General features: G+C 40.2%; 16 protein-coding genes, 2 tRNA genes and 3 rRNA genes. 15 read left to right on the forward strand and 6 right to left on the reverse strand.

Features of this window, described 5'->3' with window-relative positions:
* The 4 genes from dnaA to gyrB all read left to right on the forward strand — a co-directional run.
* Positions 1 to 1392: chromosomal replication initiator protein DnaA (gene dnaA, locus AC07U8_RS00005; protein WP_004818188.1), on the forward strand; the 1392-nt coding region annotated here is incomplete at its 5' end.
* Positions 1393 to 1502: 110 nt separating this feature from the next.
* A complete protein-coding gene (dnaN, locus tag AC07U8_RS00010; RefSeq protein WP_004718933.1) occupies positions 1503 to 2651 on the forward strand; it encodes a DNA polymerase III subunit beta in 1149 nt (382 codons plus the stop codon).
* A gap of 24 nt (positions 2652 to 2675) precedes the next feature.
* Positions 2676 to 3758, forward strand: coding sequence for a DNA replication/repair protein RecF (recF, locus tag AC07U8_RS00015; RefSeq protein WP_004718931.1), 1083 nt, complete (start codon positions 2676 to 2678; stop codon positions 3756 to 3758).
* A 52-nt stretch (positions 3759 to 3810) separates the two neighbouring features.
* Positions 3811 to 6279, forward strand: coding sequence for a DNA topoisomerase (ATP-hydrolyzing) subunit B (gene gyrB / locus AC07U8_RS00020; RefSeq protein ID WP_034613335.1), 2469 nt, complete (start codon positions 3811 to 3813; stop codon positions 6277 to 6279).
* 173 nt (positions 6280 to 6452) lie between these two features.
* On the opposite strand, the gene AC07U8_RS00025 is transcribed toward gyrB, so the two are convergent.
* A complete protein-coding gene (locus AC07U8_RS00025; protein ID WP_004718925.1) occupies positions 6453 to 7460 on the reverse strand; it encodes a putative solute-binding protein in 1008 nt (335 codons plus the stop codon).
* A 1021-nt stretch (positions 7461 to 8481) separates the two neighbouring features.
* Entirely contained in the window at positions 8482 to 10416 is a 1935-nt protein-coding gene (locus AC07U8_RS00030) for an ATP-binding cassette domain-containing protein (protein ID WP_494737080.1), read from the reverse strand.
* 469 nt (positions 10417 to 10885) lie between these two features.
* Here AC07U8_RS00030 and AC07U8_RS00035 point away from each other — a divergent pair, with 469 nt between their 5' ends.
* Entirely contained in the window at positions 10886 to 11890 is a 1005-nt protein-coding gene (locus AC07U8_RS00035; RefSeq protein WP_004718922.1) for a putative solute-binding protein, read from the forward strand.
* 63 nt (positions 11891 to 11953) lie between these two features.
* Here AC07U8_RS00035 and tyrS read toward each other — a convergent pair whose 3' ends face one another.
* Entirely contained in the window at positions 11954 to 13168 is a 1215-nt protein-coding gene (gene tyrS, locus AC07U8_RS00040) for a tyrosine--tRNA ligase (RefSeq protein WP_004718921.1), read from the reverse strand.
* A gap of 82 nt (positions 13169 to 13250) precedes the next feature.
* Between tyrS and AC07U8_RS00045 the strand changes: the two genes are divergently transcribed.
* Complete coding sequence (locus AC07U8_RS00045; RefSeq protein WP_494737081.1) at positions 13251 to 14378, forward strand: anhydro-N-acetylmuramic acid kinase; 1128 nt, start codon at positions 13251 to 13253, stop codon at positions 14376 to 14378.
* Positions 14379 to 14570: 192 nt separating this feature from the next.
* Positions 14571 to 15413, forward strand: a complete 843-nt coding sequence (locus tag AC07U8_RS00050; RefSeq protein ID WP_004818192.1) for an alpha/beta fold hydrolase — start codon at positions 14571 to 14573, stop codon at positions 15411 to 15413.
* 70 nt (positions 15414 to 15483) lie between these two features.
* Here the strand turns inward: AC07U8_RS00050 and erpA are convergent, their stop codons facing one another.
* From erpA to AC07U8_RS00065, 3 genes are all read right to left on the reverse strand, one after another.
* Positions 15484 to 15819, reverse strand: coding sequence for an iron-sulfur cluster insertion protein ErpA (gene erpA, locus AC07U8_RS00055; protein WP_004718915.1), 336 nt, complete (start codon positions 15817 to 15819; stop codon positions 15484 to 15486).
* Between the two features lie 129 nt (positions 15820 to 15948).
* A complete protein-coding gene (locus AC07U8_RS00060) occupies positions 15949 to 16953 on the reverse strand; it encodes a putative solute-binding protein (protein WP_262084739.1) in 1005 nt (334 codons plus the stop codon).
* Positions 16954 to 17323: 370 nt separating this feature from the next.
* On the reverse strand, positions 17324 to 17788 hold the full coding sequence (locus AC07U8_RS00065) for a hypothetical protein (RefSeq protein WP_494737082.1): 465 nt from the start codon (positions 17786 to 17788) through the stop codon (positions 17324 to 17326).
* 202 nt (positions 17789 to 17990) lie between these two features.
* On the opposite strand from AC07U8_RS00065, the gene AC07U8_RS00070 reads away from it, so the two are divergent.
* The 8 genes from AC07U8_RS00070 to AC07U8_RS00105 all read left to right on the forward strand — a co-directional run bounded on the left by AC07U8_RS00070 (position 17991) and on the right by AC07U8_RS00105 (position 26251).
* Entirely contained in the window at positions 17991 to 19058 is a 1068-nt protein-coding gene (locus AC07U8_RS00070; protein WP_419336936.1) for an alpha/beta hydrolase, read from the forward strand.
* A 301-nt stretch (positions 19059 to 19359) separates the two neighbouring features.
* The gene (locus tag AC07U8_RS00075; protein ID WP_209828995.1) at positions 19360 to 19926 is read left to right on the forward strand and encodes a peptidylprolyl isomerase; all 567 of its coding nucleotides are present in this window, start codon (positions 19360 to 19362) and stop codon (positions 19924 to 19926) included.
* A gap of 424 nt (positions 19927 to 20350) precedes the next feature.
* Positions 20351 to 21889: ribosomal RNA gene (locus tag AC07U8_RS00080) — 16S ribosomal RNA — on the forward strand.
* Positions 21890 to 21948: 59 nt separating this feature from the next.
* A tRNA-Ile gene (locus tag AC07U8_RS00085) sits at positions 21949 to 22025 on the forward strand.
* Between the two features lie 44 nt (positions 22026 to 22069).
* Positions 22070 to 22145: transfer RNA gene (locus AC07U8_RS00090), tRNA-Ala, on the forward strand.
* 337 nt (positions 22146 to 22482) lie between these two features.
* A 23S ribosomal RNA gene (locus AC07U8_RS00095) occupies positions 22483 to 25373 on the forward strand.
* Between the two features lie 169 nt (positions 25374 to 25542).
* Positions 25543 to 25657: ribosomal RNA gene (gene rrf, locus AC07U8_RS00100) — 5S ribosomal RNA — on the forward strand.
* Together the 16S, 23S and 5S rRNA genes with 2 tRNA genes alongside form the textbook arrangement of a ribosomal RNA operon.
* 261 nt (positions 25658 to 25918) lie before the next feature.
* Positions 25919 to 26251, forward strand: coding sequence for a hypothetical protein (locus AC07U8_RS00105; protein ID WP_494737083.1), 333 nt, complete (start codon positions 25919 to 25921; stop codon positions 26249 to 26251).
* Positions 26252 to 26504: the final 253 nt, after the last annotated feature.

The following is a 26504-nucleotide window of genomic DNA, read 5'->3' on the forward strand; positions in this document are numbered from 1 at the left end:
ATGCTTTGGACGGACTGCTTAACTCGCTTGCGACAAGAGCTCTCTGATAATGTCTTTGCCATGTGGATTCGTCCTTTGGTTGCAGAAGAAGTCGAAGATACTTTAAAACTGTATGCACCCAATCCATATTGGACTCGCTACATTCAAGAACATCATTTAGAACTGATTTCTATTTTGGCAGAACAATTATCTGAAGGTCGTATTCGCAAAGTCGAAATTTTAGTCGACTCGCGTCCTGGTGCAATTCTTTCTGCTGCTGAACAGCCTGCTACCACAACGGCAGCGCTTGAAAGTTCTCCGATGCCTACACAGCATGTCAAAGCCAAAAAAGACAAAGAATATGAAGTTGTTTCTGCAAAAAATGTCAAGAAACGTCAACTTAACCCATTATTTAACTTTGCTTTATTTGTTGAAGGTCGTTCAAACCAAATGGCGGCTGAAACTTGCCGCAAAGTTTTAACACAACTCGGTGAATCTCAACATAATCCACTCTTTTTATACGGCCCTACAGGTTTAGGTAAAACGCATTTAATGCAAGCGGTTGGGAATGCATTATTACAGGCAAAGCCAAATGCGCGTGTGATGTATATGACTGCGGAAAGCTTTGTCCAAGACTTTGTCAGCTCTTTGCAAAAAGGCAAGGTTGAAGAATTTAAAAAGAATTGCCGTTCTTTAGATTTATTGTTGGTTGATGATATTCATTTGTTGGCAGGTAAAGAAGCCAGTCTTGTTGAATTTTTCTATACATTCAATGCTTTATTGGATGAATCTAAACAAATTATTTTGACCTCTGACCGTTATCCAAAAGAATTAACTGAATTGGATCCGCGTTTAGTCTCGCGTTTTTCATGGGGACTATCGGTTGGGGTTGAACCACCAGATATTGAAACACGTATCGAAATTTTGCTGAAAAAAGCCGAAAGCAGTGGCATCGATCTGCCTCGAAATTGCGCTTTATTTATTGCACAACAGGTTGTTGCCAATGTGCGAGAGCTTGAAGGCGCTTTAAACAAAGTTGTGGCAATCTCACGCTTTAAGGGGTCTGCAATTGATCTAGAAGTGGTTCGTGAATCATTGAAAGATGTTTTGGCGATTCGTGCCCGTACCATCAGTACTGAAAATATTCAACGCGTAGTGAGTGAATACTTCCGTATTCCATTGAAAGAATTGGTGGGGCCAAAACGCACACGTATTTACGCACGACCACGTCAGTTGGCGATGGGGCTTGCGCGTGAGCTTACTGGAGACAGTTTCCCTGAAATTGGGATGGCTTTTGGCGGTCGTGACCACAGTACGGTCATGCATGCCTGTGAAAAAGTGCAAAGTTTACGCGATGAAGATCCAATTTTTAATGAGGATTATAAAAACCTCATGCGCCTGTTACAAAGTTAAAATTTGTACAAATTATGCGCTTGCAATGCGGCATAAACTGCCGCATAGTACGTCATTAAAAAAAATTTATTACCCACATTTTTGTCATATTTAGTTAGAGGAATTCCACCGTGCGTTTGAAAATCGCGAAAGAGAGCTTACTTAATGTTTTGTCCCATGTGGTTGGAGCAGTTGAACGTCGCCATACTTTAAACATTCTTTCAAACGTGAAAATTCAAGCTACAAATCAAGCCCTTACGATTACAGGATCGGATTTGGAAGTGGAGCTTGTGGCAAGTACAACTCTAGCTGAAGGTGCATGTTTACAAGCAGGGGAAACTACAGTTCCTGCACGTAAGTTGGTCGATATTTGTAAATCTTTACCAGCAGCAGCTTTGATTGATTTGCAGATCACTGAAGATCAACGCTGTATTTTAAAATCTGGAAACAGCCGCTTTGTTTTAGGAACCTTACCTGCTGAAGATTATCCATTGTTAACCAATGAAAATAGCCAAGGCACTCAAGTTCAAGTCACTGAGCGTGAATTAAAACGTTTATTTGAAAAAACTTCATTTGCCATGGCTGTGCAAGATGTACGTTTTTACCTGACAGGTACATTATTGGAAATTGATGAAAATCAATTACGCGCAGTCACTACCGATGGGCACCGTTTAGCGCTGTGTGAAACATTGGCGTCTTCAACCGCTGCACAATTGGTTCAAGCCATTGTTCCACGTAAAGCAGTCGGTGAGTTACAACGTCTTTTAAGTATCGAAGATGAGCAACTGACCTTGTTAATTGGTCGTGAATTGTTAAATGTTACCATTCAAACCTCTAGCCGCGACAAAGAACAAGGCGATATTACGGTACGTTTCACAACAAAATTAATTGATGGGAAATTCCCTGATTATCGTCGTGTGATTCCACGTGGCGGTGACAAAGTTGTAAATATTCCACATGATGTATTTAAGCAATCCTTACAACGTGTTGCGATTTTAAGTAATGAAAAATTACGTGGTGTATTCTTAAACTTTAATGCTGATTCTTTGCAATTACGTGCCAATAACCCTGAGCAAGATGAAGCGATTGAAGATTTAGCTATTCAATATGCCAATGCGCCGATGGAAATGTCGTTTAATGCGCAATATATTTTAGATGTATTAAGCGTTTTAGATGGTGATGATGTCGCAATGACCATGTCGGAAGCGAATCAGTCGGTATTGGTACAAGATCCAACCCAATCTAATCAAACTTATGTTGTGATGCCGATGCGTGTTTAATTGATTTATTTTTAAATCATAGCCATGCATATTACGCGTTTAAATATACAACGTGTTCGAAACCTGAAGACGGTTGCTCTGCATGAGTTGCAACCGTTTAATGTTTTTTATGGACAAAATGGTTCAGGCAAAACTTCGATTTTAGAAGCCATTCATTTATTGGCAACAGGTCGATCTTTTCGAACCCATATCCCGAAAAATTACATTCAAAATAATCAATCAGACGCCATTGTTTTTGCCCAATCTTTGACTGAAAAGATTGGTATGCAAAAGCTGCAAAGTGGTGAGCAGTTAATTAAAGTCAATGGTGATACTGTTGCAACCCAAGGGCAGCTTGCCAAAATCTTACCTTTGCAACTGATTGACCCATTAAGTACCGATATTATTGATCATGGGGCAAAACCACGTCGCCAATTGTTGGATTGGCTCATGTTTCACGTGGAACCAGATTTCTATCATGCGTGGCAATATTATTCACGCGCTTTAAAGCAAAGAAATAGCTTACTTAAAACCAAACGTAATCTAACTTTGCTCGATTTAGAGCCGTGGAACAAAATGCTCAGTGATTATGGTGAAATGTTGCATTCTCAACGGGTCGAGATTGTTGAGCAATGGAAGCTATATTTGCAAGAAGATTTGGCGCAGTTGCTACCCGATTTAAAGATTGAAATGGAATATAGTGCAGGGTTCCATGTGGAACATGGTTTGGCCAATGACCTGATTCAATATCACCAAAAAGATGTTGATCGACGTTATACCGAGTATGGGCCGCATCGTGCAGATATCCGATTAAAAACCCCATTAGGCGAAGCGGATGTGGTACTGTCTAGAGGGCAGAAAAAGTTATTGATAATGGCTTTAAAACTATCACAAATTGCCATGTTACATGCCTGTAATAAAGAAACTGTGGTATTATTAGATGATGTGACAGCAGAATTAGATTTAAGCGCACAACAACGTTTAATTGAGCGATTGAGCCAACTTGGTAGTCAAGTTTTTATTACCACACTAGACCATGAATCAGTAAAAAAACATTTACATGATTTGTCTATTTCCTACCAGTTATTCAATGTTGACCAAGGTCAGGTAAGTGTTGTTGCAACATGATTTTAGATTTTAGCCAATTTTGGAAAGACCTATTTTTCACTAGGGAGAAACCATGAGTTCAGAAGATCAAATAGCTTCTCAAACAGAACCAACCATTGAAAAGGCTTATGATTCCTCTAGTATCAAAGTATTACGTGGTCTAGATGCAGTTCGTAAACGCCCAGGTATGTATATTGGTGATACTGATGATGGTTCAGGCTTACACCATATGGTATTTGAGGTCGTCGATAACGCGATTGATGAAGCTTTAGCTGGTCATTGTGATGAAATTTTAGTGACGATTCATGAAGATGAGTCAGTCAGCGTTGCAGATAATGGACGTGGTATTCCAACCGATATTCACCCGGAAGAAGGTGTCTCTGCTGCAGAAGTAATTCTTACGATTCTGCACGCAGGTGGTAAGTTTGATGATAATAGCTATAAAGTTTCAGGCGGTTTGCACGGTGTAGGTGTATCTGTAGTTAATGCACTTTCAAGCAAACTTGAACTTACGATTCATCGTGCTGGTCATATTCATCAACAAGAATATAAACATGGTGATCCGGTTTATCCGTTAAAAATTGTGGGTGATGTCGAAACCACAGGGACTATTGTTCGTTTCTGGCCGAGTACTGAAACGTTTAGCCAAACGATTTTTAATGTCGATATTTTAGCACGTCGCTTACGTGAACTTTCATTCTTGAATGCGGGTGTTCGTATTGTCCTGCGTGATGAACGTGTTGCTTTAGAACATGTCTTCGATTACGAAGGTGGTTTATCTGAGTTTGTAAAATATATCAACCAAGGTAAAACCCATCTCAATGAAATCTTCCATTTCACCACTCAAGCTGAAAATGGCATAGGTGTTGAAGTTGCTTTGCAATGGAATGATACCTATCAAGAGAATGTTCGTTGCTTTACCAACAATATTCCACAAAAAGATGGTGGAACGCATTTAGCTGGTTTCCGTGCAGCGTTGACACGTGGCTTAAATAGCTACATGGAAAATGAAAACTTACTCAAAAAAGAGAAAGTTGCGGTCACTGGTGATGATGCGCGTGAAGGCTTAACAGCAATTGTTTCAGTTAAAGTGCCTGATCCTAAATTTTCATCACAAACCAAAGAAAAATTGGTGTCGAGTGAAGTTAAACCTGCTGTCGAGCAGGCAATGAACAAAGCCTTTTCTGAGTATTTATTAGAAAATCCTCAGGCTGCAAAGTCTATTGCAGGCAAGATCATTGATGCTGCACGTGCGCGTGATGCTGCGCGTAAAGCACGTGAAATGACACGTCGTAAGAGTGCGCTTGATATTGCTGGTCTTCCAGGTAAATTGGCAGACTGTCAGGAAAAAGATCCAGCACTTTCAGAATTATACTTGGTCGAGGGTGACTCTGCGGGCGGTTCTGCAAAACAAGGCCGTAACCGTAAAATGCAAGCCATTCTTCCGCTCAAAGGTAAAATCCTGAATGTGGAACGTGCACGCTTCGATAAGATGATTTCATCTCAGGAAGTGGGTACGCTGATTACTGCATTAGGATGTGGTATTGGTCGTGAAGAATATAACCCAGACAAGTTGCGTTATCATAAAATCATTATCATGACCGATGCTGACGTGGATGGTTCACACATTCGTACCCTGCTTTTGACTTTCTTCTTCCGTCAAATGCCAGAACTTGTGGAACGTGGTTATATTTATATTGCACAACCACCACTGTATAAACTGAAAAAAGGTAAGCAAGAGCAGTACATTAAAGACAATGATGCTTTAGAAACTTATTTGATTTCAAATGCGATTGATGAACTTGAATTACGTGTCAATGCTGAAGCGCCTGCAATTCGTGGCGTAGCATTAGAGAAAGTGATTGCTGATTATCAAACCTCCCAAAAGAGTTTGCAGCGTTTAACCGTACGTTATCCTGCGACCTTGCTGGATGGTTTATTAAGTCTTGAGCATTTTAAACTTGATCAAAATCATGACCAAGATTATGTACAACAATGGGGTGAGAAACTTCGTGCTGCGATTGAAACAACGCAACCAAGTTTACGTCCAGTGTTGAGCTTGGAGTCGTTTGATAAAGAAACTGCTGATGGGCTTAAAACGACGATTTATTTCCCGCGTATAACGATTTATGTGCACAATTTACCGCATAGCTATTTATTAGATGCGGGTTTATTGGCATCGGGCGAATATAAGCGTTTATTGCAAAACTCGAAGAGCTGGTTCACCTTGTTAGAAGAAGGTGCTTATCTGCAAAAAGGCGAACGTAAAATCAACGTTTCGACTTTCCATCAGGTCTGGCAACACATTTTGACAGATTCACGTCGCGGCATGATGATCCAACGCTATAAAGGTTTGGGTGAGATGAATGCTGAACAGCTTTGGGAAACCACAATGGATCCTGAAAACCGTAATATGCTGCAAGTGACCATTGATGATGCGATTGAAGCCGATCGTATGTTTGCATGTTTAATGGGCGATGATGTAGAACCACGTCGTGCTTTCATTGAAGAAAATGCATTAAATGCAGATATTGATGCTTAATTAAACTCATTTTAATCAATAAAAGGGAATAAACCTCGGTTTATTCCCTTTTTTATATCCGCTATTTTAATTTTGATGGTGCTAAACTACTGCTATTAAAAAATTTCAAGCAAAAAAAACCAGCTTATTAAAGCTGGTTTTTTTGTAGACTTTAGCTTATTTCAGCTAAAGTATTATTCACCACCAAGCGTACATTCAAAGTTGGCTTTATCTACTGAACAACGTGCCTTTTTCAACACAGACATCATACCTGCATCATAAATACCTTGTTTAGTTAGTTCTAAACGGCCATCACGCATTAATTTTTGATATTTCAGCTTATCTTCAGCGGTTAAATTCATTTTGTATTTTGCTGGAATAGTCGCTTCTAGGCGATTAATCATAGCAAAGCTTTTTGGCAAGTTTTTCACAAAATAATCACGAGATTTTTGACCAAAACCTGCAGGGAACTTTTCAGGACGGATGACAAAGTCAGCAGTTACTTGTAATACAGGGAAGTTAAACATTGCCCCATTTGCGCCTAAACCTTTTTGAATTTCAAGGGGCTTGTAGGCATAAGCTGGTGCACCGACCATATCAACTTGACCATTGTTGAATTTTGCAACAAAGTTGGTGATATCTGAAGGAACTGCTTGCGCACCAACACGTTGTACCAGAATTTTTTGAGCGCTGTCATAGCTTAACACAGCAAACTTTTTACCAGCGGCTTTTTCAATCGAGTTGATATTTTTATCACGGACAAAAATAAATGCTGAACCAAGTGGTGCAATACCAGCAACTTCGTATTTTTTACCACCCAAGGTTGTGGTCATTTTTGCAGCATTACGTGCATCTAAGGCAAAAGTAATGGCTTTTTGTGCAATCGCATTACTTGGCACACCACCAATAGAGTCGATTGAACCCACAAATTTATTGTATTGACGCGCACGCATTGCAGTCATAAATACGCCATCGCATTTGCCTGCTTTAAAGTCGTTATCTGCAACAGCCTCATCTTGTTTGGGAATGAGATTGATATCAGCGCCCCAGCTTTTTGCTGATAATGCCCATTCTTGTGCCATTTGAAATGATTCACCTGACTTACCTAATAAGTCAAATACGCAGACATCTGTCGCAGCTTGAGATGCTGAACTAAATCCAACGATTGAAGTTGCAGCAATAGCGAATGCAATTTTTTTCATATTTTCGTCCTTATCTATTTATCCATCTTTAGGAACTTTTCCATAAGCGCAATATTAATCAGCTTTGTTTGAAAAAAATAGAGCATTTACTCCATTTATTATTTTTTTTTTGACAATTATTGTGAATTAGCGACTTAACTCTCATTTCATCGACAATCTTTTTATAAGTAAATCAGTTTTTTAAGTCTGAGTTATGCTTTTTCATTACAAATTGTTCGAAATTCATGATCTATGTAATTTTAAATAATTTTGCTGAAATCAAAAAAAATTAGATGAATGTTCATTATAAAAAGCGACGAACGGTTAAATTTTGCACTTGAATTTTGTTCTATTATTAACCAAAATAATGTTGATAAGTATGTGGGTAACTTTGCAATTAAGCCTAAATTCGATCAATACAGACTGATTTAATCACATATAAAACTTCAAAATCATTAAAAAATGCTCTCAAAGAATGAGTCAGAAGAACTGTTTTAAAATTTTAACTTATCCACAAGCAATTGATAAAAAACATTTTTAAATTCAAATGAATTGTCTTTTTTAAAGCCTTTTTTGCTATTATTTAGGTGTGCTAATATGTTCCACGGTGGAAATTGTCTATTATAAATAAAAGTTATGATTGTATTTTGTCGATTTAAAGATGCTTTTAGGCTTGGACGCGGCTGTTGGATGTGGTTTGGAGGTTGAATAAAATAAGCTTATGATTTTTATTGGATTATTGTGATAAAAAGCCTTCTTTTTGATCTGGGGAAATCTAAAGTAATGAGAAACAACACCTGAGTGTGTTTGCATAGCGTGGCTATGTATTGAATTACTGATGATTTATGAGAAGGGGTATAGAACTTTAAATTTTGTTAAGGCGATGAAATTGCGGTTAAAACTTTAAATAAATAGTTTTTATTGAATAACTTATTGATTTTTAATTATATTTTATTAAAAAGCTAGAAAAGGCATTTGCCTATTTCTAGCTAATTTGAGGGGCTTACTGTCTTTAAAAGCACTTTTTAATTAAAAGCGCCTTTTAATCGAAAGAGCTTTCTAATGTTTCTAGTTCCATCATCAGTTCAAGCATTTTTTCTTCAGCTTGTTCTAATTTTACTTTTAACTCTGTCTGTTCATTCATGAGTTTGAGTAAATCATCTTTACGGTTTGCCTCATAAAGGGCTGAGTCTGCAAGTAATGTTTCAATTTCTGCAAGTCTAGGTTGAATTTTTCCAATTTGGCTTTCAATTTTCTCGATATTTTTACGAATAGGACGGCTCAGTTCACGTTGACGAGCAGCTTCTTTACGTTGTGCTTCTTTATCGAGTTTTGAAATACTTGGCTTTTCAACCACCTGAGATTGAACAGGTGCACTAGGCTGTTGTCCATTCTTGATCATATCGATACGTGCTTGACGTAACCACGTTGCATAATCTTGTAAATCCCCGTCAAATTCCTTGCTTTGACCTGCATGAACCAAAATAAGTTCATCACAGACTGAAGCGATCAGCTGACGTTCATGGGAAACTAAAACCACAGCACCTTCAAAATCCTGTAAAGCCATCGTAAGTGCATGGCGCATATCTAAATCTAAATGGTTAGTCGGTTCGTCGAGAATTAAAACATTTGGACGTAGCCAGACGATTAAAGCCAAAGCCAAACGCGCACGTTCACCGCCAGAGAAGCTTTCGCTTGGAGTGTCCATACGTTCACCACTAAAGCCAAAACTTCCTAAAAAGGAGCGTAATGCTGCTTCACTGATCTTTGGGTCAGCAATGCGAGAAAGTTGTAACATCGGGCTGGCATTGCCATCTAAAGCATCCATTTGGTGCTGGGCAAAATAACCAATGTTGAGTAACTCAGAATCTTTACGTAAACCTTGAATCAGCGGTAAATCACCAACTAAAGATTTAATTAAGGTCGATTTACCTGCACCATTCATTCCCAGTAAACCGATACGACTGCTTGGTGTAATCTGTAAATTTACATTGGTGACAATTAATTTATCGCCATAGCCAATATCTGCATGTTCGAGTGTGAGCAGCGGTGAACTCATTTTGCTTGGTTCACGGAAACTAAAGGTAAATGGATTATCGACATGCGCAGGGGCAAGCTCTTGCATACGTTCAAGTTGTTTAATACGGCTTTGCGCTTGTCGTGCTTTAGTCGCTTTGGCTTTAAAACGGTCAATAAATTTTTGTAAGTGTGCTTTAGCTTCTTGTTGCTTTTCAAACGCTTGTTGTTGTTGTGCTAATCGCTCAGCACGTGTGGTTTCAAAAGTAGAATAGTTACCAGTATATAAAGTCAGTACTTGATTTTCGATATGTAAAATATGATCTGTGATTGCATCTAAGAAATCGCGGTCATGTGAAATTAAAATGAGCGTGCCTTCATATGCCTTGAGCCAATCTTCTAACCATAAAATTGCATCTAAATCTAAATGGTTGGTCGGTTCATCAAGTAATAGTAAGTCTGAGCGACTCATCAGGGTGCGAGCAAGATTTAAACGCATCCGCCACCCACCAGAGAAACTTGAAACCAAGAGTTCTGATTGATGCTCAAAAAAACCTAAACCGGCCATCAGTTGAGATGCTTTAGATGCAGCTGTATAGCCATGAATTTCTTCAAAACGGCTATATAAATGTGCTAACTCATCATTACTCAAATCTTCAGAATGGTTTAGTTTGTCTTGGATGAGCCAATATTCTTCATCGCCAGATAACACAAAATCAATAGCTTTCATATCTAAGGCTATGATTTCCTGAGCCATATGGGCAACGGTCCATATATTTGGACGGGTTAAGCTACCGCTGTCTGACTCCATTCCACCCAAAAGTGCTGAGAACAATGTGGATTTACCCGCACCATTTACACCTGTTAAACCAATTTTCCAACCAGGATGAAGTTGCATAGACGCTTTTTGGAATAAAATGCGTCCACCACGGCGAATTGAAAGTTGGTCTAACTGAATCATAGGAAACTGACTATTGAATATCGGATGCGGTATAGTAAAGGATAAATGGTAGAGTTCAAAAAATGTATTTGATAAAAGAAGTGACAAAATGTCTTTTCTTGAGTGAAAAGCACAATAAATTGGGTAAATAAGATCAATTCAAAAAAACAAACAATGCTTTATTGTGAATGCTTCAATAAAAAAATGTGTATATCTCCCAAACCAACAGCAATCATTAGAATATTTTAATTTTACAACCACTCAATAAAAAAACCGCTCAATCAAATCAGCTCAGCCACTTATTTTTATCAGAATTTTGTCCTGAATTTTTTATTTCATCTAAAAGTTGGTTAAAAAACTAACACAAAATATCCAATTTATGTAGAATTAATCACAGTATCACCTAAAAATGTGTAGTTAAAGTAAAAGACTCGGATTGCTTTTACATCTACAAGGATAAATCTATTTATAAAAATATGGACGTTAGATGATGAATAAAATTGGATATTTACCGATTGTTTTTTCAGTTTTTTTTTCACCTCTGCTACAGGCAAAACAAAATGTGTGTGTGTTTGATTTACTGGGTAAAGCGGGTGAATCTTATAAACTCATGGAAGAATGGGCTTTAGCAGCCAAAGCATGGGGTGCTGATATTAATTTAACCGTGTATCAGTCAGAAGAAGCCGTGGATAAAAATTTTAAAACCAATAAATGTGATGCCGCGGCAATGACCACGATGCGTTCACGTGAATACAATAAATTTGGTGGTTCTATTGATGCTTTGGGCGGAATTCCCAACAATGAAATTGCCAGAAGAGCGATCAACTATGCCTTGGATAAACGCAATGCAAAAAGATTGGTTTCTGAAAAAAATGGGGTCAAATATGAATTGGCAATGATTACCCCGATTGGTATTGCTTATATCTTTGTTAAAGATCGCGCAATGAATACTTTAGAAAAGGGCAAAGGTAAAAAGTTTGCCTATCTGCATTATGATCTTGCACAAAAGGTTGCCGTTGAACGTGTAGGCGCAATCGGGGTTCCTTCTGATATTTTTAATTTTGTGAAAAAATTTAATGATGGTGAAGTGGATGCGATTGCTTCACCAGCCTATGCCTATAAACCATTGGAAATTTATAAAGGTTTAGGTAGCAATGGTGCAATGTTTACTTATCCCGTAGTGAATGTGACTGCCGATTTAATTATTAAACCTGAGCAGTTTCCAGAAGGTTTTGGTATTAAGTCACGTGAGTGGGCTGTGAAGCAGTTACCAAGTTCATTTAAGAAAATAGAAAAAATGGAAGCTGAAATTCCAGCAAAATATAAATTAAATGTATCTAAGGATGATGCACTCCGTTATCAGAAATTATTGCGAGAAGGGCGGATTGAGTTAACAAAAAGAGGGGTGTACGATCCTGTGATGATGTCGGTACTGAAAAAAGCACGCTGTACGGTAGATCGCACCAACTTTGAATGTTCACTTGCAGGTGAATAAATTTATTCAATAAAAAAGCCATCAATGTTGATGGCTTTTCTGGTTTTATTGGCTTAGACGGGATTAATCGGTAAAGGTCACTTTTGCAATGGCTTTTTTACTTGCCTGAATAACCAAAGTAACGTTTTCTTTCACAGTGAAGTTTGCATCCACAACTTCCCAATCTACTTTTACGGCTCCACGTGAAACAGCATCTTTAGATTGTGCTGAATTCTTGGTTAAACCTGCGGCACGTAGAATAGACACAATCGAGATTTCTCCATTGTATTCACCACGAGAAATAGTCACTTCAGGCGTACCTTCAGGTAGTTCGCCTTCTGTGATTAAGTTACCCGCACCTTTATGTGCATGTTCAGCAGCTTCTGCGCCATGGAAGCGTTCAACCAACTCAAGTGCAAGAATTTTCTTAATGTCTTGAGGATTACGACCTTCAGCCATTTCTTTGAGAAGAACGTCAATTTCGTCCATAGACTTAAAGCTGAGTAATTCAAAATAGCGTTCAATCAAGCTGTCAGGCATAGACAATACTTTTTGGTACATTGCGCCAGGGGCATCAAATACACCAATATAGTTGCCTAAAGACTTCGACATTTTATTGACGCCATCCAATCCTTCTAGGATCGGTACGGTAATACATACTTGAGCTTCTTGATCATAACGACCTTGAAGAGTACGTCCCATAAGTAAGTTAAAGGTCTGGTCTGTACCACCAAGCTCAACATCGGCTTCAAGCGCGATAGAGTCGTAACCTTGAACTAAAGGATATAAAAACTCATGAATAGCAATCGGTTGATGGCTATTATAGCGTTTAGTGAAGTCATCACGTTCTAGCATACGCGCAACAGTTTGCTGCGAAGCCAATTGAATCAAATCCGCAGCGGTTTTTGTTGCAAACCACTCAGAGTTAAAACGAACTTTGGTTTTATTTGGATCAAGAATTTTAAACACTTGTTCTTGATATGTTTTGGCATTTTCTAAAACTTGTTCACGCGATAGCGGTGGACGAGTCGCACTCTTACCTGTTGGGTCACCAATCATGGCGGTATAATCACCAATCAAGAATGTGACATCATGACCAAGATCTTGAAACGCTTTTAATTTGTTAATTAAAACAGTATGACCCAAATGTAAATCTGGGGCAGTTGGATCAAATCCTGCTTTAATTTTTAAAGGACGATTTTCTTTTAGTTTCTTCAGAAGATCTTCTTCAGAAATAATTTCGTGAGTGCCTCGGCGAATGAGGGCAAGTTGTTCTTCAGCCGGCAGGAAATTTGACATTACAAAAACCCAAATACTTCAGTTAGACTATTTGTGCGATATACTAACATTTTTTCAGCATAATGCAGGCGAAGAATATCTCATGACAACAATCTATATTGGCGTAATGACTGGAACCAGCATGGATGGCGTCGATTTTGTTGCTGCTTCATTTGATCCTTTACATATCCATGCCACGCTTACAGTCGCTTTTGATCCTCATTTACGCGATGAATTGATGGCATTGACCTTACCTGATGATAATGAAATCGATCGAATGGGTAAGGCGGATGTCGCTCTTGCAACCATGATTGGCAATGGCATTAACCAACTTATACAAGAAAATAATTTAGATAAAAGCCAAATTAAAGCGATTGGTTGTCATGGACAAACTATTCGGCATCGCCCAGAACACGCGTTTACTTTACAAATTGGTGATCCAAATATTATTACGGAAATTACTCAAATTCCTGTGATTTCAGATTTTCGTCGTCGTGATATGGCGGCAGGTGGGCAGGGTGCTCCTCTAGTTCCAGCGTTTCATCAAGCTTTATTCCAACATTCAACCATTCATCGAGTGATTCTCAATTTAGGGGGGATTGCCAATGTCAGCATGCTGCCTGCTGGTGATGAGCAGAATGTTTATGGTTTTGATACAGGTCCTGCCAATATTCTTATGGATGCATGGTGTCATCGTTATACTGGGCAACCTTATGACGAAAATGGCAATTGGGCAGCTTATGGTCAACCGATACGTTCATTGTTAGATCGCCTTCAAGCAAATGAATACTTCTCTAAAGAACCTCCAAAAAGTACAGGGCGTGAAGACTTTAACTTGGAATGGTTAGATGAGCAGATTTTAGATTGGCGCAATGATTTAGAATATGATGAATTAGAAGATACCCCTGAAAATATTCAGGCAACGTTGATGAAACTCACGACACGTGCCATCAAGAAAGCCATTTATCGTTCGCCTCTAGATACGGGTGAGGTCTATGTTTGCGGTGGAGGTGCTTATAACTCACATCTACTTGAACAACTCCGTTGGCGTCTACGTAAGCACAATTGGTCTGTACAATCGACTTCTGCATTGGGCTTAGCACCGACATGGGTAGAGGCAACTGCATTTGCATGGCTCGCCATGCGTTTTGACCAACAGTTAAGTGGCAACCTACCTGCTGTTACGGGGGCAAAAGGCTATCGTATCTTAGGCACGATTACGGCAGTTTAAAAATAAAATGATTGCTAAGGTGAGTGATACACCTTAGTAATCAATATTTACACAAGAACAAGTGCGGTATAGCAGTGTGAGATATTTTGTAGAACAATGATCGACCTGTTTAGCGCTGAGATTGTCCTTTACTGCTGTTAAAAAATAGCGCATAAGCTTCCACTATCAATAAAAATTAAAACTGAGATCACAATGAACTTAGCGATACAGAAACAGCGCATAGAATCATTTCAAAGAGAGGGTTTTAGCTTTGATGTGATAGATTCGGGTCCTTTGGATGGGCAGCCTTTTGTCTTGTTACATGGTTTTCCTGAAACCAATAAAAGCTGGCAAGAAACTGCAGAGATCTTGAATCAAAACGGTTATCGTACTTTTGCTGTCAATCAACGTGGTTATAGTTTAGGTGCACAACCGCAAAACCGCCGTGATTATAGAAGTTCTGCTTTGGTTGAAGATGTAAATGCTTTAATCGATATGATTCAACAACAGGTTTATTTAGTTGGACATGATTGGGGGGCTGTAGTGGCTTGGGATGTTGCTCAACGCTATCCTGAAAAAATAAAACATTTGATTACGATTTCTGTGCCGCATAAAGCAGCATTTATGCGTTCGATGTTCAGCAGTAATCAATTGTTAAAATCTTACTATATTGGTTTATTCCAGTTACCTAAAATTCCAGAATTATTATTTGAGAAATTACCGAAGTTGGGTCTAGGTTTATTAAAAGATTCAGGAATGACCGCAAAACAACTCGAAGATTTCCAACAAGACATCGTGGTGGAAAAGCGTCTAAGTTCTGCATTAAATTGGTATCGGGGACTTCCATTTAGTTCAAATAAAAATTTAACCCAACCAGTTTGTGTGCCGACTTTATTTATTTGGGGCAAACATGACTCGGCGATCGGTTCTAAAAGCGTTGCCTTAAATCATCATTATGTAAAAGCAGCTTATAAAGAAATTGTGATGGATGCGACGCATTGGATTCCAGTGCAGAATGCAAAACAATTGAGCCAACATATTTTAGAAACGATTTAAGCTTGATGTCTCAACCATAAAAATGCCCTCATAAGAAGAGGGCATGATTTGATTCAAAATATGCTTTGAATTAAATGGAGAATGATGAACCGCAACCGCAAGTTGTTGTTGCATTCGGGTTTTCTACAATAAAACGTGAGCCTTCTAAGCCTTCAATATAGTCAACTTTAGAACCGACGAGATATTGATAACTCAACGAGTCAACCAACATTTTTACATCACCATTTATAAATTCAGCATCATCTTCATTCATACTTTCGGCAAAGTTAAAACCATAAGAAAATCCTGAACAGCCGCCACCCGTTACATAGACACGTAACATCAGATCTTGATTACCTTCGCTATCACGAAGTTGGCGAACTTTATTTGCAGCATTGTCAGTCAGCTCAAGTGCTTGGGCGGTCATGATATTGTTCCTCAGATTTCAAATGGCTTAAATGAAAAGACCATATATTCAGTATAACATACTCAATATATGGTCAGTGAGTGAACTTTAAAGTAAATTCAGACTAAATTTATCGGATTTAATCTAGAATTATTTGTAGTTCTCATCTTGTAGCGCACATTCAAAGTTTTTCGGATCGTTTTTACAACGGAATTGCCAAAGGATTTTCATCATTTGTTTGTTATAAACGCCTTGTTTGGTCAAGCTGATACGCGATTCACGCATGAGTTTTTGATAACCAGGCTTATCACCATCTGGAACTTGCATCCAGTATTTCGCCGGAATATCTGCTTTCATTTTTCCAATGATAGTGTTTGCACGAGGCAATTGCGTTTTAATCCAATCACGAGATTTTTGACCATAGCCAGCAGGGAATTTATCTGGACGAATGATGATATTACCTGTGACTTGTAGCAGTGGGTAATTCACAATAGCGCCTTTGGTTCCTAAACCCTTATGCAGCTCTAAAGGTTTAAATACCGCTGCAGGTGCACCAATAATATCAACCTGACCATTATTGAATTTACTGCCAAAATTTGTAACATCCGCGGCAACTGCTTGAGCACCAATTTGTTGAACCATAATTTTTTGTGCTTGGTCATAGTCGAGTACCGCAATTTTTTTACCTGCTGCTTTTGCAACGGTATTGATATTGCGGTCATTGACCATCAAGAAAGCATCACCTACTGGAATAACACCAACAACTTCATATTTTCCGTTGGTCATGTATTTTGCAAAGTTTGGATTTGCTAAGCCTTGCATGACTTTTACCGCGAGATTGAGATCTGGAATCGCACCAATTGCATCTAAAGAACCGGTGAAACTATTAAATTGGCGGCCACGCATACCTGTGATACTGACAGCATCACATTTACCCGCTTTAAAATCTTCTGCAATAACAGATTCATTTGAATTCACTTTTAATTCCAGATCCGCACCCCAGTTTTTCGCTGCAAGTTGATAATCTTTCATTAAGGTAAACACATCACCATTTTTGCCTACTAAATCAAATACACACATGACTTGTTTTGCTTGAGTGGCAGATGTTGCAAGCAAAAGACCCGCAGCAGCAATGAGAGCATTAGACCATTTCATTATTTTTTTCCTTTCCATGATCAATATTATTCATGTTCAATTGAATCGAAGAGCTTCGACCAATAGAACTTTGTGACATCAAAAATGTATCTAGTTTAGAAAATCGTTTATTGCTAAACCCAACATGATCTATTCTGAACAATCGATTTTCCAAATCAATTGTTCGAGTTCAATGATGAATTGATGTTATTGAAATCATTACTTGAAATGAGTCGGTTCGCAATGACCCAAATGACAAAATTTCCTCAGCAAAGAAGAAATGTCAGAAGCTATTAATTACTGAGGAAAATCATTACTTTTGCTTTTATAAATGAATAAATTGTTTGCTAAAAAGACAAAAGAATCTGGGTTAGCCCCAAATTCTTGAAGATTAATCTTGGTTTTGATCTCTGTTTTTACGCTCATCACGTCTTTTATCACGTTGCTGTTGTTGATTTTGACGATCACGCTGTTGCCACTGTTTTTGATCAGGTCTATTGTCCCAGCGATGGCCACGATTTGATTTATTGTTCCAATCTTTTCTATGTTGTTCCCATTGCTGCTTTTTCATTTGATCACGTTTGGCTTGTTCATATTGCCAACGTTGTTTATCCCAGTTCTTTTGGCGCCGTTCTTGTTCAATGCGCATTTGTTGTAAACGATAAGCTCGCTCGCGTTCCCAACGTTGGCGATCATTGTTTCGGTCATATCTTGGATCATAGCGTTGTCCATAGCCATAATCTCGATATACGGGTTGCCCATAGCCGCGAGAGTCATAACCATCTTCAGGAAATGCAACACAACCAACAGCAATAATAGATGTTATGAATGAAACAATTAATGCTTTTATAGCCATAAGTTGTCTCCATTTAACAAGCAAAATAGCAAAAAAAAATTCAGATATAGCAAAATAGTCAATGACAAGTCATTTAACTCAGATTAGCGTATTTAAAAATTATATTTGTATATCGATGATGAGACTTGTATAAGATTATAGTCAGTCGATACCTGATCATGTAGACAATATGAAGAATTTGAACATTTAAGGAAGAATCGTAATGGTTGCTTTTCAACGTAGTATTCATGATTTAGTCGAAAAAGGGCAGGGTTCGGCAGGTAGGGCTTTAGATCGTTTGCCTACATTCGCTCAAGAGTCATTAACCAAGTTATTGGGTTACCCGTACCAGTTTCCTCAATTGGATAGTTTCACCAAATGTTTGATGGCAGCTCAACTTAAACAGGGTAAAGTGGGTTTTATTGGCGCAGATGTAGAGCGCTCTAGAAAGCAATTTGAATCACAAATGCAATCTATTATAAACAAACCGACCCATATCCAATTTGTTGAAGATATTCGTCTTCCGCTACAAAGTGGCAGCGTCTATGCACGCCATTACCATCCTGCACCAAATAAAAAATTGCCAATGATTGTATTTTATCATGGCGGTGGTTTTGTGGTGGGTAGTGTAGACACCCATGATGAAGTGTGTCGCTTAATTGCTGCTCATGCAAAAGTTCAGGTTTTAAGTATTGAATATCCACTCGCACCTGAGGTTAGCCCACGTGACTTAATTCAATCTTGTGAAGATGCTTTGGCTTGGGTGTATCAAAATCGCCGTCAATTTAAAATTCTCAAAAACCGGATTGCGGTTGCAGGAGATAGCGCGGGCGGAAATATTAGCGCTGTTGTTGCACAACGCACAGTCAATACAGTGTTTGCACCTCAAGCCCAGTTCTTGATTTATCCTGCTGTTGATTTTAAGAGTCGACATCCATCTTTCTTTGCTTATAAAGATGGCTTGGTGTTGACAGGCTCAGATATTGATTATGTGACCGACTATTATGCGACACGTTTTAATATGGCATTGGATGATCCAATCATTTCACCGACCAATGGCCAGCTAAAGAAACTTGCCCCTGCATTTGTAGTAACGGCTGGACATGATCTTTTGCATGATGAAGGTAAAATCTATGCTTATAAGTTACGTCAAAATGGCGTAAAGGTTCATTATCAGGATTATGAAGATCAAACCCACGGATTTATTAACTTAACCCCTGTTTCACGTAAAGCTAAAAAATACGTTATAGAGATGAGTAAAGAGTTCCGTAAATTCTGGGATAAGCAATAACATAATATCCACTTGTACAAGTCACTTTTGTTTCACGTGGAACAAAAGTGACTGATTAAAAAATAATCAAATAAGAATAATTGTTCTATAATGGCTAAGCACACGGATTTATCCATACAGTTCTTTTGTTGATAAAGCATCATCAACATATTCAACAACCAGTAAGGCTTATGACAGCTATATAGATATAGTCGTGAATACTGTTGAGTATTGGTAAACGTGTTTAAATGTCATTTTTCAACAGAATAAAAGCAGACTACTATGAGAGGCTTATTAATTTAAAATGTTTAAGGAAAAGAGAATGATCAAAAAAATAGGCATCGGTCTTGCTTTAGTGGTTTTGGTAAATCAAGCGTTCGCCAATACTGATATGCAAATTAAAACCAATTTAGGCAACATCAATATAGAGCTTTATGATGATCAAGCACCGATATCAGTAAAAAATTTTAAGAGCTATGTAAATAGTCAATTTTACAACGGCACCATTTTCCATCGTGTTATCCCTGGTTTTATGATTCAAGGCGGTGGCTTTGATAGCAACATGAAAGAGAAGGCTACTCAACCAGCGATCCAGAATGAATCTAGCAATGGCTTAAAGAACGTTCGTGGGACTTTGGCAATGGCACGGACTAATGCGCCAAACTCTGCAACCAGTCAATTCTTTATTAATGTTGCAAATAACGACTTTTTAAATAAGTCTGCTGGAAACCCTGGGTACGCCGTATTTGGTAAGGTGACACAAGGACTGGATATCGTCGATAAAATCGTACAGACACCAACACAAACAATGGGTATGCACCAAGATGTACCTAAACAAGCTGTAAAAATCATCAGTATTCAAACAATAAAAACAAATGTGAAAAAATAGTTAAAAAATAAAGCAGAAATATTTTGTTCATATTTCTGCTTTAATATTAAAAGCTTACGCGATAAAAAGTCTAAAAATGAACCAAAACAGTGCATAAAAATACAACACTCAATAAAACAATCAGTTAAAAGCACTTGCGTGTGTAAGAAATTGCCCTATAATGAGCTCATCCCGACGCGATACAGCAAACGAACTTAGCTTAGAGGGTTAAGTTGTTAAATGTTTATTGCGTCTTATTTATCACTGACGAAGTGATAAATTAATCATTAAGAGAATATGAAGAACAACTTGTGTGGATTTTTACTGATTGATTGATCGAAATATTATCATTGATTGATTGGTTTAAATTACTCGAAGTTTATTTGAGAGAATTTGTCAGTACATTGATGAGCCAGAATTGTGACCTTAAGTCACTAATGATTTTTAACTGAAGAGTTTGATCATGGCTCAGATTGAACGCTGGCGGCAGGCTTAACACATGCAAGTCGAGCGGGGGAGATTGCTTCGGTAATTGACCTAGCGGCGGACGGGTGAGTAATACTTAGGAATCTGCCTATTAATGGGGGACAACATCTCGAAAGGGATGCTAATACCGCATACGCCCTACGGGGGAAAGCAGGGGATCACTTGTGACCTTGCGTTAATAGATGAGCCTAAGTCGGATTAGCTAGTTGGTGGGGTAAAGGCCTACCAAGGCGACGATCTGTAGCGGGTCTGAGAGGATGATCCGCCACACTGGGACTGAGACACGGCCCAGACTCCTACGGGAGGCAGCAGTGGGGAATATTGGACAATGGGGGGAACCCTGATCCAGCCATGCCGCGTGTGTGAAGAAGGCCTTATGGTTGTAAAGCACTTTAAGCGAGGAGGAGGCTCTTCTAGTTAATACCTAGGATGAGTGGACGTTACTCGCAGAATAAGCACCGGCTAACTCTGTGCCAGCAGCCGCGGTAATACAGAGGGTGCGAGCGTTAATCGGATTTACTGGGCGTAAAGCGTGCGTAGGCGGCTTTTTAAGTCGGATGTGAAATCCCCGAGCTTAACTTGGGAATTGCATTCGATACTGGGAAGCTAGAGTATGGGAGAGGATGGTAGAATTCCAGGTGTAGCGGTGAAATGCGTAGAGATCTGGAGGAATACCGATGGCGAAGGCAGCCATCTGGCCTAATACTGACGCTGAGGTACGAAAGCATGGGGAGCAAACAGGATTAGATACCCTGGTAGTCCATGCCGTAAACGATGTCTACTAGCCGTTGGGGCCTTTGAGGCTTTAGTGGCGCAGCTAACGCGATAAGTAGACCGCCTGGGGAGTACGGTCGCAAGACTAAAACTCAAATGAATTGACGGGGGCCCGCACAAGCGGTGGAGCATGTGGTTTAATTCGATGCAACGCGAAGAACCTTACCTGGTCTTGACATAGTAAGAACTTTCCAGAGATGGATTGGTGCCTTCGGGAACTTACATACAGGTGCTGCATGGCTGTCGTCAGCTCGTGTCGTGAGATGTTGGGTTAAGTCCCGCAACGAGCGCAACCCTTTTCCTTATTTGCCAGCACTTCGGGTGGGAACTTTAAGGATACTGCCAGTGACAAACTGGAGGAAGGCGGGGACGACGTCAAGTCATCATGGCCCTTACGACCAGGGCTACACACGTGCTACAATGGTCGGTACAAAGGGTTGCTACCTAGCGATAGGATGCTAATCTCAAAAAGCCGATCGTAGTCCGGATTGGAGTCTGCAACTCGACTCCATGAAGTCGGAATCGCTAGTAATCGCGGATCAGAATGCCGCGGTGAATACGTTCCCGGGCCTTGTACACACCGCCCGTCACACCATGGGAGTTTGTTGCACCAGAAGTAGGTAGTCTAACCGTAAGGAGGACGCTTACCACGGTGTGGCCGATGACTGGGGTGAAGTCGTAACAAGGTAGCCGTAGGGGAACCTGCGGCTGGATCACCTCCTTAACGAAAGATTGACGATTGGTAAGAATCCACAACAAGTTGTTCTTCATTGATGTATCTGAGGGTCTGTAGCTCAGTTGGTTAGAGCACACGCTTGATAAGCGTGGGGTCACAAGTTCAAGTCTTGTCAGACCCACCAAGTCTACTGAACACAGAAGAGCAGATATATTAAGATCTTAAGCTGGGGACTTAGCTTAGTTGGTAGAGCGCCTGCTTTGCACGCAGGAGGTCAACGGTTCGACTCCGTTAGTCTCCACCACTAATTAAAGACTAAGTGATTACAGAACTTAGTAAGCTGATAGCTTATTAAGTTCTGTGATTTATCACAGTTAACTACTCGCTGACGAGGCGGTAGTGAATCATTAACAGAATATATTTGAGTTGAAATAATTGTTTAAACTCGTTTTAGTTGATGTTAGCAAGTAATTGTTAATGTTGAGTGAAATGAGCACTAGCGATAAAACTGAATCAAGCGTTTTGGTATATGAATTAAATTGAAGCTGTATGGTGATTAAGTTCACAGGCAACAAATAGAAGTGATTAAGTTCACATTGTTGATCCTCCTTGTAGGGATTAACGACTGTTTGGGGTTGTATAGTCAAGTAATTAAGTGCATGTGGTGGATGCCTTGGCAGTCAGAGGCGATGAAAGACGTAATAGCCTGCGATAAGCTTCGGGGAGGCGGCAAATATCCTGTGATCCGGAGATTTCTGAATGGGGAAACCCACTTACCATAAGGTAGGTATCGCATGATGAATACATAGTCATGCGAGGCGAACGAGGGGAAGTGAAACATCTCAGTACCCTTAGGAAAAGAAATCAATTGAGATTCCCTCAGTAGCGGCGAGCGAACGGGGATCAGCCCATTAAGTTATATGTGTTTTAGCGGAAAGCTCTGGGAAGTGCTACCGTAGAGGGTGATAGTCCCGTACACGAAAGGGCACATATAATGATGACGAGTAGGGCGAGGCACGTGAAACCTTGTCTGAATATGGGGGGACCATCCTCCAAGGCTAAATACTCCTGACTGACCGATAGTGAACCAGTACCGTGAGGGAAAGGCGAAAAGAACCCCTGTGAGGGGAGTGAAATAGATCCTGAAACCGCATGCATACAAGCAGTGGGAGCCAACTTGTTTGGTGACTGCGTACCTTTTGTATAATGGGTCAGCGACTTATATTCAGTAGCAAGGTTAACCGCATAGGGGAGCCGTAGAGAAATCGAGTCTTAATAGGGCGTTTAGTTGCTGGGTATAGACCCGAAACCGGGTGATCTATCCATGAGCAGGTTGAAGGTTGGGTAACACTAACTGGAGGACCGAACCCACTGTCGTTGAAAAGCCAGGGGATGACTTGTGGATAGGGGTGAAAGGCTAATCAAACTCGGTGATAGCTGGTTCTCCCCGAAAGCTATTTAGGTAGCGCCTCGGACGAATACCATAGGGGGTAGAGCACTGTTTCGGCTAGGGGGTCATCCCGACTTACCAAACCGATGCAAACTCCGAATACCTATGAGTACTATCCGGGAGACAGACTGCGGGTGCTAACGTCCGTAGTCAAGAGGAAAACAATCCAGACCGCCAGCTAAGGCCCCCAAATTATAGTTAAGTGGGAAACGATGTGGGAAGGCATAGACAGCTAGGAGGTTGGCTTAGAAGCAGCCACCCTTTAAAGAAAGCGTAATAGCTCACTAGTCGAGTCGGCCTGCGCGGAAGATGTAACGGGGCTAAAACTATATGCCGAAGCTGCGGATGTATACTATGTATACGTGGTAGGGGAGCGTTCTGTAAGCCGATGAAGGTGTATTGAGAAGTATGCTGGAGGTATCAGAAGTGCGAATGCTGACGTGAGTAACGACAAAACGGGTGAAAAACCCGTTCGCTGAAAGACCAAGGGTTCCAGTCCAACGTTAATCGGGGCTGGGTGAGTCGACCCCTAAGGCGAGGCCGAGAGGCGTAGTCGATGGGAAATTGGTTAATATTCCAATACTTCTGTGTAATGCGATGAGAGGACGGAGAAAGTTAAGTCAGCCTGGCGTTGGTTGTCCAGGTGAAAGGCAGTAGGCATGCATCTTAGGCAAATCCGGGGTGCTCTATGCTGAGAGCTGATAGCAAGCTAGTTTACTAGCGAAGTGGCTGATACTATGCTTCCAGGAAAAGTCTCTAAGCTTCAGTTACACAGGAATCGTACCCTAAACCGACACAGGTGGTCAGGTCGAGTAGACCAAAGCGCTTGAGAGAACTCTGCTGAAGGAACTAGGCAAAATGGTACCGTAACTTCGGGAGAAGGTACGCTGCTGACGGTGATAGGACTTGCTCCTTGAGCTATTGGCAGCCACAGAAACCAGGCCCCTGCAACTGTTTATTAAAAACATAGCACTCTGCAAACACGAAAGTGGACGTATAGGGTGTGATGCCTGCCCGGTGCTGGAAGGTTAATTGATGGGGTTAGCGTAAGCGAAGCTCTTGATCGAAGCCCCAGTAAACGGCGGCCGTAACTATAACGGTCCTAAGGTAGCGAAATTCCTTGTCGGGTAAGTTCCGACCTGCACGAATGGCATAATGATGGGGGCGCTGTCTCCAGCAGAGGCTCAGTGAAATCGAAATCGCCGTGAAGATGCGGTGTACCCGCGGCTAGACGGAAAGACCCCGTGAACCTTTACTGCAGCTTGACATTGAACTTTGATCTTACTTGTGTAGGATAGGTGGGAGGCTTTGAAGTAGTGACGCCAGTTGCTATGGAGCCATCCTTGAAATACCACCCTGGTAATATTGAGGTTCTAACTCTGTCCCGTTATCCGGGACGAGGACCATGTCTGGTGGGTAGTTTGACTGGGGCGGTCTCCTCCTAAAGAGTAACGGAGGAGTACGAAGGTGCGCTCAGCGTGGTCGGAAATCACGCGTAGAGTATAAAGGCAAAAGCGCGCTTAACTGCGAGACCCACAAGTCGAGCAGGTACGAAAGTAGGTCTTAGTGATCCGGTGGTTCTGTATGGAAGGGCCATCGCTCAACGGATAAAAGGTACTCTGGGGATAACAGGCTGATACCGCCCAAGAGTTCATATCGACGGCGGTGTTTGGCACCTCGATGTCGGCTCATCTCATCCTGGGGCTGAAGCAGGTCCCAAGGGTATGGCTGTTCGCCATTTAAAGAGGTACGCGAGCTGGGTTTAGAACGTCGTGAGACAGTTCGGTCCCTATCTACCGTGGGCGTTGGAAATTTGAGAGGATCTGCTCCTAGTACGAGAGGACCAGAGTGGACGAACCTCTGGTGTACCGGTTGTGACGCCAGTCGCATCGCCGGGTAGCTATGTTCGGAAGGGATAACCGCTGAAAGCATCTAAGCGGGAAGCCTACCTCAAGATAAGATTTCCCTAGGACTTTATGTCCTCTAAAGAGCCGTTGAAGACTACGACGTTGATAGGTTGGATGTGGAAGTGCGGTGACGCATGAAGCTGACCAATACTAATTGCTCGTGAGGCTTGACTATACAACACCCAAGCAGTTGTATATGAAGCATCATTTGATTCATAAAAGATCAAACATACTTGATTTAGTTGTAAAGCTAGTTACAATACCCAACTCAAATGTTCTGTTAATAACTCATTTGGTACAAAGTAAGGCATTTAAATAAGACCCGAACAAGTCCATAACAGTTTGCTGGCGACAATAGCAAGAGTGAACCACCTGATCCCTTCCCGAACTCAGAAGTGAAACCTCTTAGCGCTGATGGTAGTGTGGGGTTACCCATGTGAGAGTAAGTCATCGCCAGCTTTTAAATTTAAAACACCCCGGTCTCTAGCGAGAACGGGGTGCTTTTTTATGTGCGGTGTTGATTAGCGAAATGAAACAGATCTCGTTATATTAAACTAATTGATCACTGCTTAAGCTTATGCATTGATGAAACTGAACTGATTTTCTGTATTCTTCATCATGATCATTATTGAAGTAAGGGATATAGAAAGAGTCGAGCTATTGAACCAGCTGTTTCTTTATGCTAAAAATTAAAGTATTACGATAAAAACAGTTAATAATATGTTGATTTTCCAATTTTTCTTTACAGATTATGATGGTGAAGAGGTTTTACCCACTCAAAATCAGTATGCATCTATCGATGAAATCATAGAACTAATGCAATCTGTGTTAATCAGGCCAGAAAACTTTTTAGGGATCGTTGATAAAAATGATCGTACTTTACAGTTTATCGTTAATGATGATTATTCATTAGATGCAGATATTCCTGTTCCTGATCAAAAAGGCTCTTATACAAAAACAATAAGTTTGCATGAAGCGGTTAAAATGGTTCAAAAACAAACTGAACTGATTCAAATGGATGCTATTGAAGGAATGGCTTTTATGAAGTGGTAAGTTTTTTACTTTAATTGTTTTTAGTGTATTCAAAATAAAAAAACCTCAGACATCCATGCCTGAGGTTTTTTATATTGGTTCTGAGGTATAACTCCTGTCGTACCTTTCGCTATCCTGCGTTATCGTCCTATCTTATTCTTGTTTTAATGGAAACTTCCTGTTTCCTGATGTGTTTATAGTATTAAAATTTAGCTGTTCTGCCTATACGCATAATTCGGCAGACCATGTAAGAAAAAGCTTACATGATCATAAA

The organism is Acinetobacter sp. GW821-FHT01E09, from assembly GCF_059422385.1.

What these genes read in the sequence shown, in the direction of transcription:
- recF (WP_004718931.1), top strand. Translation starts at nt 2,676, where the DNA reads ATGCATATTACGCGTTTAAATATACAACGTGTTCGAAACCTGAAGACG.
- gyrB (WP_034613335.1), top strand. Translation starts at nt 3,811, where the DNA reads ATGAGTTCAGAAGATCAAATAGCTTCTCAAACAGAACCAACCATTGAA.
- AC07U8_RS00025 (WP_004718925.1), bottom strand. Translation starts at nt 7,460, where the DNA reads ATGAAAAAAATTGCATTCGCTATTGCTGCAACTTCAATCGTTGGATTT.
- AC07U8_RS00030 (WP_494737080.1), bottom strand. Translation starts at nt 10,416, where the DNA reads ATGATTCAGTTAGACCAACTTTCAATTCGCCGTGGTGGACGCATTTTA.
- AC07U8_RS00035 (WP_004718922.1), top strand. Translation starts at nt 10,886, where the DNA reads ATGAATAAAATTGGATATTTACCGATTGTTTTTTCAGTTTTTTTTTCA.
- tyrS (WP_004718921.1), bottom strand. Translation starts at nt 13,168, where the DNA reads ATGTCAAATTTCCTGCCGGCTGAAGAACAACTTGCCCTCATTCGCCGA.
- AC07U8_RS00045 (WP_494737081.1), top strand. Translation starts at nt 13,251, where the DNA reads ATGACAACAATCTATATTGGCGTAATGACTGGAACCAGCATGGATGGC.
- AC07U8_RS00050 (WP_004818192.1), top strand. Translation starts at nt 14,571, where the DNA reads ATGAACTTAGCGATACAGAAACAGCGCATAGAATCATTTCAAAGAGAG.
- erpA (WP_004718915.1), bottom strand. Translation starts at nt 15,819, where the DNA reads ATGACCGCCCAAGCACTTGAGCTGACTGACAATGCTGCAAATAAAGTT.
- AC07U8_RS00060 (WP_262084739.1), bottom strand. Translation starts at nt 16,953, where the DNA reads ATGAAATGGTCTAATGCTCTCATTGCTGCTGCGGGTCTTTTGCTTGCA.
- AC07U8_RS00065 (WP_494737082.1), bottom strand. Translation starts at nt 17,788, where the DNA reads ATGGCTATAAAAGCATTAATTGTTTCATTCATAACATCTATTATTGCT.
- AC07U8_RS00070 (WP_419336936.1), top strand. Translation starts at nt 17,991, where the DNA reads ATGGTTGCTTTTCAACGTAGTATTCATGATTTAGTCGAAAAAGGGCAG.
- AC07U8_RS00075 (WP_209828995.1), top strand. Translation starts at nt 19,360, where the DNA reads ATGATCAAAAAAATAGGCATCGGTCTTGCTTTAGTGGTTTTGGTAAAT.
- AC07U8_RS00105 (WP_494737083.1), top strand. Translation starts at nt 25,919, where the DNA reads ATGTTGATTTTCCAATTTTTCTTTACAGATTATGATGGTGAAGAGGTT.